Origin of the sequence: Candidatus Angelobacter sp., from assembly GCA_035607015.1 — a bacterium.
In the GTDB taxonomy this organism is placed as follows: Bacteria; Verrucomicrobiota; Verrucomicrobiia; order Limisphaerales; family AV2; genus AV2.
This window is the reverse complement of the sequence record DATNDF010000262.1, coordinates 1-3,640: the sequence shown is the minus strand read 5'-3', so window position 1 is coordinate 3,640 and position 3,640 is coordinate 1. Positions and strand designations below refer to the sequence as shown.

Genomic DNA, 3,640 nt, shown 5'->3' with positions numbered 1-3,640 from the left:
GCAAATCAGGTGACGTCGAAGAAACGGCAATCCCACAAACCGCTTGATGCAGTCTGCCGAGACAGCTCCGAGAGTCGCCATCGCGTGTGGTGGCACGGGGGGGCATCTGTTCCCCGGACTGGCCGTGGCGGACGTGCTCGCGCATAGCGGGTGTTCCGTCTCGCTGCTCATCTCACCCAAGGAAGTGGATCAGCAGGCCGTGAAATCAGCGGCCCGCGTGGAAGTGCTGACGCTGCCGGCGGTTGGACTGGTGAATGGAAATCTTGGGGCGTTCGTTCGCGGGTTCTGGAGGTCCTGCTGCGCGGCACGGCAAATGTTCAAGGTCCGGACGCCACAAGCTGTCCTGGCTATGGGAGGGTTCACCAGTGCGCCACCTGTTCTCGCCGGACAAAAAGCCGGCGCTGCCACGTTCCTGCACGAGTCAAATTCGATTCCTGGCCGCGCGAACCGGTGGCTTGCTCCACTCGTCGATGCAGCGTTCACCGGTTTTCCATCCGCCGCCCGCCGGTTGCACTGTCAAACGGTGAAATTCACCGGCACGCCCGTGCGGACGCAGTTTCATTCGATGGACGCCGCCGGTTGTCGCGTCGCGCTTGGTCTCAACGCGGACCGGCCGGTGCTTCTGGTGATGGGCGGCAGTCAGGGAGCGCGCGGCGTGAATCAACTGATCACCCGGTCACTCCCTTTGCTCACTGCGCAATTTCCCGCGCTGCAGTTCGCCCACCTCACCGGAACGAGCGATTTTGAAAGTGTCCGTGATATCTATGCGACGCACAGGGTAAGTTGCGTGGTTCGGCCATTCCTCAGTGAAATGGAACTGGCGCTTGGCGCGGCCACCGTGGCGGTCAGCCGGGCCGGGGCGTCGTCGCAGGCCGAGCTGGCCGCGATGCGCGTGCCCTCAATCCTCATCCCTTATCCCGGTGCGGCGGACAATCACCAGTTCTATAATGCGTGGGCCTTCGTCGAAAGCGGCGCGGCGCGCATGCTCGAACAGGAGAAGGCCACGCCGGAGATGCTGGTCGAAATGATCCGTGGATTGGTTGAGAAATCCGACCAGACGACATCGATGAAGGAGGCACTGGCGAAATGGCACCAGCCTGACGCCGCGGAACAAATCGCCGGCCGGATACTGGAGGCGATGGCCAGGAACGGTGCGCGCGTGGGTCCGCTGGTGACAGCCGGCGGAGAATCCGCAGCCAGGCTTTCCGACTCCGGAAACGTAGGGGTTCAAGCTGCGCAGATCGCATGAATCCATTGACTCCAGTTCAGGTGAGCGATCTCCTGCAATCCGCCGGCTCAGGAGGCGCCGTCTACCTGATCGGAGCCGGTGGCTGTGGCATGAGCGGGCTGGGGCATCTGCTCCTTGACATTGGCCATCGGGTCGTGGGTTCGGATCTTTGCCAGAATGAGGAGACACGCCGGCTTCGCGCCCGTGGCGCGGTCATTCACACCGGCCACGAGGCTCATCAGATTCCGGCGGCGCGCCCCGTGCTCGTCGCCTGTTCTTCGGCGATTCGTGCGAACAATATTGAACTGATGACAGCACGGGAATTGAAGATTCCCGTCGTCCGACGCGCGACCCTGTTGTCCGCGCTCGTGCAACGGCAGCGCGGCATCTGCATCGCCGGGATGCACGGCAAAACAACCACCAGCGCCCTGCTCACCTTTGCCCTCCAACGTCTCCAGGTGCGGGCGAGCCACGCCATCGGCGCGTTCGTGCCGCAACTGGAGCGCCATGCGCGCTATTGCACCGACGTCCTGTCCGAACCGCGGACATCCCCCTCTGACTTCTGCGAGGAGCCGGGGCGCGTCGGCGAGAATTTTTTTATCGCCGAGGCTGACGAAAGCGACGGCACGCTGCGGGAGTTCCATCCCGAACACGCCATCGTGCTGAATGTGGACGCCGAGCATCTTGATTATTACGCCAACATCGAGGCGGTCTGCCGCGAGTTCCAAGCGTTCGCAGGTCAGACGCGAGGGCGGCTGGTTTTTTGTGCCGACGACGCGCGCCTTGCCGAAATGTTCGCGAAATTTCCGGGCGCGATTTCCTACGGGTTCAATCCTCTCGCTTCATACCGGATTGAGATGAAAGGGGAAAGCGCGGTTGGTTCAAACCGAGATGGGCGGGCGGCGACGTCATTCGGCATCTGGCACAGCGGGCGGCACCTGGGCGAATTCACGACCGGTTTGCTCGGCGAAAAAAATGCTTCCAACTGTGCGGCGGTGATCGCGTTGTTGCACCAGCTGGGTTTCCAACCCCTCGAAACTGCCGGTGCCATCGCGCCGTTCCGGGGCGCGGCGCGCAGGCAGGAGGAACTGTTTTCGGACGTGCGCTACCGGCTTTTCGACGATTATGGCCACCACCCGAACGAGATCGTGGCGACGATAAAGGCGTTGAAAAGTCTGGCTCCACGCCGGCTGCTCGTCGCCTTTCAACCGCATCGATATACCCGGACGCAGCGACTGCTGAGCGAATTCGCGGGTTGTTTTGCCGGGGCCGACAAGCTCTGGCTGACCGAAGTTTATGCCGCGAGCGAGCCGGAGATTCCCGGCGTGAACGGTTTGCTGCTGGCCGATGCGGTGCGGGCGCAGGGCCAGCCCGTCGAATTCATCAGCTCGCTGGATGAATTGCGTGAGGCGATGCATCGCGCGTTGCAGCCCGGCGACGTGGCATTGTTTCTTGGCGCGGGCGACATCACGAATGCGGCCCGGGAACTGGCGGACCGGTTGCGCGAGGAAGTGCCAACGGGCGGGGAACGCTTTTTTGCCGCGCTCTCGGCGGTTTTATCGCCGGTGGCCGTTCTGCGGCGGGACGAACCACTGGCGAAGAAAACGACATTGCGCGTCGGCGGTCCGGCGGATTTCTACATCGAGCCTTCGTGCGAACTGGAACTGGCCGAGATCCTGAGCATTTGTGCGAAGCACCAGACCCCGTTCGTGATTCTCGGACGTGGTTCCAACCTGCTCATCAGGGATGGCGGTATCCGTGGCGTGGTCATTTCGTTGACGCATCCGAATTTCAGCCGCGTGGAATTCAGCGGCAACCGGCTGCACTGCGGCGCCGGCGCACGGTTGAAAGCCGTGGCCACGGAGGCGAAGCGAAACGGCGTGACCGGGTTGGAGTTTTTGGAAGGCATTCCGGGCAGCGTGGGCGGCGCGCTGCGCATGAACGCGGGCGCGATGGGTTCGTGGATGTTCGATGTCGTGGAAACGATCCGGTTCATGGATTACACGGGCCACGCGCAGGAGCGCCGGGCGAGCGAGGTGAACGTCGAATATCGGGGTTGTCCGCTGTTCAAAAACCACATCGCGCTCGGCGCCGTGCTGAAAGTCGAATCGGCGGCGCGTGCAGTCGTCGAGCGGCGGATGCAGACGTTCAGCCAGAAACGATGGACAACTCAGCCCGCGGCGGCCAGTGCGGGCTGTATTTTCAAAAACCCGGGTCCGATTCCGGCGGGCAAACTGATTGACGAACTGGGATTGAAGGGAACCCGTGTCGGGGGTGCGGCAGTGTCGGACGTTCACGGCAACTTCATTGTGAATGAAGGCGGCGCGACCGCGAAGGACGTGCTGGCATTGATCGAAATCATCCAACAACGAGCCAAAGCTGCGCGAGGAATCGAATTGCAGACGGAAGTGG

General features: G+C 62.5%; 2 protein-coding genes. Both read left to right on the top strand.

Features of this window, described 5'->3' with window-relative positions; genetic code table 11:
- Nucleotides 1-46: 46 nt before the first annotated feature.
- Entirely contained in the window at nt 47-1,249 is a 1,203-nt protein-coding gene (gene murG / locus VN887_10625) for an undecaprenyldiphospho-muramoylpentapeptide beta-N-acetylglucosaminyltransferase (protein HXT40463.1), read from the top strand.
- On the top strand, nt 1,246-3,640 hold a 2,395-nt coding region (murC, locus tag VN887_10620; protein ID HXT40462.1), incomplete at its 3' end, for a UDP-N-acetylmuramate--L-alanine ligase. The genes murG and murC, both read left to right, overlap by 4 nt.

Coding starts and splice junctions, on each gene's coding strand:
- murG (HXT40463.1), top strand. CDS start 47: ATGCAGTCTGCCGAGACAGCTCCGAGAGTCGCCATCGCGTGTGGTGGC.